Annotated in this window: 2 protein-coding genes; both read left to right on the top strand. The window is 69.9% G+C overall.

Going from position 1 to position 2,880, the window contains the following annotated elements; translation table 11 throughout:
• The first annotated feature begins 60 nt into the window (after positions 1-60).
• Positions 61-453, top strand: a complete 393-nt coding sequence (locus tag P409_RS30925) for a DUF488 domain-containing protein (RefSeq protein WP_034847501.1) — start codon at positions 61-63, stop codon at positions 451-453.
• Positions 454-567: 114 nt separating this feature from the next.
• Complete coding sequence (locus tag P409_RS30920; protein ID WP_052121600.1) at positions 568-2,610, top strand: calcium-binding protein; 2,043 nt, start codon at positions 568-570, stop codon at positions 2,608-2,610.
• Positions 2,611-2,880: the final 270 nt, after the last annotated feature.

The following is a 2,880-nucleotide window of genomic DNA, read 5'->3' as shown; positions in this document are numbered from 1 at the left end:
CTTTCCGGGCTGGTTCCTGCGCTATCAGCTGGCCGGCATCGCCCCGGCGGAGCTCGGGGCATGACGCTCACGATCGTCCGCCTCGGCAGCCCGCGCCAGCCGGGCGAGGGCACGCGGATCGGCACTGTCCGTCGCCTGCCGCGCGGCGTGCCGAAGGCGCGCTACGCCGCCGATGGCTGGTTCGACGTCTGGTATCCCGAGCTGTCGCCCAGCCCGGAGCTGCTGGCCCAAGGCAGGGCGGCGCGGACGGAGGCGGAGTGGCAGGCCTTCGCCCGTGCCTTCCGGGCGGAGATGGAGCGGCCGGCGCCGCGCCGCACCCTCGACCTGCTCGCCGCCCTGTCGCACGGCGCGGCGTTCTCGGTCGGCTGCTATTGCGAGGATGAGGGCCGCTGCCACCGCTCGGTGCTGCGCGCGCTGCTGCAGGAGCGCGGCGCCGCGATCAGGTCCGCATAACAAAGAATTTGGGGCGCCGCCGGAACCCGCCGCAAGGGGTTCATTTTTCTTGCGCCGGTGACGAAGAGATGCACAGTTGGATTTCATATCGACGGCTTTTTAGGGGAATTATTCATGGCGACTTTCACCGGCTCCAACGGTGCCGAAATCCTGCCGAACCTGATCCTCGGCCCGGTCCAAGCCATCGGAAATGACTTCGTGGACGCGCTGGGCGGCGATGACGTCGCCATCGGCTGGTCCGGCGACGACGTGATCCGCGGCGGCGCCGGCGGCGACGTGATCATCGGCGGCCTGCTGAACGCCGCCGGCGTCATCACGCTGTCGGGCATCGACGCGGCGGACTACACCACCTCGGTCGACGGCGTGACCATCGACCTGTCGGTGCTGGTCAGCCTCACCCTGCCGATCCTGGGCATCAACATCCAGCTGACCGGCGCCTCGCAAGGCTTCGGCGGCGACGCGCAGAACGACTTCCTGGTCGGCATCGTCAACCTGATCGGCTCCAACACCGGCGGCGACAACCTCAGCGGCAGCGCCGCGGCCAACACCATCAACGGCCAGGGCGGCGACGACGCCCTCGACGGCCAGGGTGGGAACGACATCCTGCTGGGCGGTGCCGGGGACGACATCCTGGTCGGCGGCGGCGGTGCCGATTCGCTGCAGGGCGGCGCCGGCGTGAACGACACGGCGGACTATTCCGGCTCGGCCGCGCCGGTCACCGTCAGCCTGGCCACCGGCGTCGGGACCGGCGGCGACGCCGAAGGCGACACCCTGAGCGGGATCGAGCGCGTGATCGGCTCGGCCGGCAACGACACCCTCACCGGATCGGGATTCAGCAACGACACCCTCATCGGCGGCGCCGGGGCCGACATCCTCGATGGCCAGGGCGGCATCGACACGGCCGACTATTCCGGCTCGGGCGCCGGCGTGACAGTCGACCTGGCGGCCGGTACCGGCAGCGGCGGCGACGCCGAGGGCGACACGCTGACCGGCATCGAGAACATCACCGGCACCGCCTTCATCGACCACCTCTATGGCGATGGGGCCAACAACACCATCCTCGGCCTGGACGGCAACGACACGATCCGCGGCGGCGCCGGGTCCGACGCCCTCGACGGCGGCGCGGGGTCGGATTTCGCCAACTACCAGGGCTCGTCGGCGGCGGTGAACGTCAACCTGCTGACCAACGTCAACACCGGCGGCGACGCGGCCGGCGACACGCTCGCCAATATCGAGAACCTGTACGGCTCCAGCCACGACGACACGCTGACCGGCGATGCCGGCCGCAACATCATTGGCGGCGAGCTCGGCAACGACACGCTCATCGGCAATGGCGGCGACGACTCGCTCTCGGGCGAGGCCGGCAATGACAATCTCGACGGCGGCGACGGCAACGACCGGCTCGTCGGCGGCGACGGCGACGACATCGCCAATGGCGGCGCCAACAGCGACTCGATCGACGGCGGCGCCGGGACCGACACGCTGAACGGCGGCGCTGGGGATGACTCCATCTCGGGCGGGGCCGGCACCGACACCATCAACGGCAATGACGGAAACGACATCATCGAAGGCGGGGCCGATGCCGACGCGATCGACGGCGGCGCCGGCATCGATACCGCGTCCTATGCCAATTCCTCCCAGGGGGTGGTGGTCCATCTCCAGGCCGGCATCGGCCTCAACGGCGACGCCGACGGCGACACGCTGACCGGCATCGAGCAGGTGTACGGATCCGCCTTCAACGACAGCCTGACCGGCGACAACGGCAACAACACCTTCTGGGGCGGGGCCGGGAACGACACGATCCAGGGCGCGGGCGGTGCCGACGTGCTGAAGGGCGGGGCCGGCAACGACCGGTTCGACTACACCAGCATCGGCGACAGCACCGTGGCCGCGTCGGGTAAGGACACGATCGTGGACTTCTCGACCGGCGACCATATCGACCTGTCGTCGATCGACGCCAACGGCGCCGGCCCGGGCGACACGGCCTTCACCTTCGGCACCGGCGGCTTCACCGGCGCTGCGGGCGAGCTGCGGGTGGTCGATTTCGGCGGCAGCCGCTATGGCGTCTATCTCGACGTCAATGGCGACAAGCAGCCGGATTCGATCATCACCGTGTATTCCGACCACGCCCTGACCGCGGCGGATTTCGTGCTGTAGCGTCCCCAGGGGCCGGGCGTCGCCAGGCGCCCGGCCCGCGGTCCGGATTCCGGACCCCATCCGCGCCCGGCCCTGCGCCAGAACTCCCGTCGACATCCTCGCGACGGGAGCGGACCCATGACCACCGAAGCGCTGCTGGCGCTGTGCCTCTTCGCCTTCGTGACCTCGATCACGCCCGGGCCCAGCAACCTGATGCTGCTGGCCTCCGGCGCCAATTTCGGGTTGCGGCGCACCCTGCCGCAGGTGGCCGGCATCACTGTCGGCTTCACC

The organism is Inquilinus limosus MP06, from assembly GCF_000767795.1.
Taxonomy (GTDB): Bacteria; Pseudomonadota; Alphaproteobacteria; order DSM-16000; family Inquilinaceae; genus Inquilinus; species Inquilinus limosus_E.
Note: the sequence above shows the minus strand (reverse complement) of the source record. Positions and strands in the feature narration are given on the sequence as shown.

Coding starts and splice junctions, on each gene's coding strand:
- P409_RS30925 (WP_034847501.1), top strand. CDS start 61: ATGACGCTCACGATCGTCCGCCTCGGCAGCCCGCGCCAGCCGGGCGAG.
- P409_RS30920 (WP_052121600.1), top strand. CDS start 568: ATGGCGACTTTCACCGGCTCCAACGGTGCCGAAATCCTGCCGAACCTG.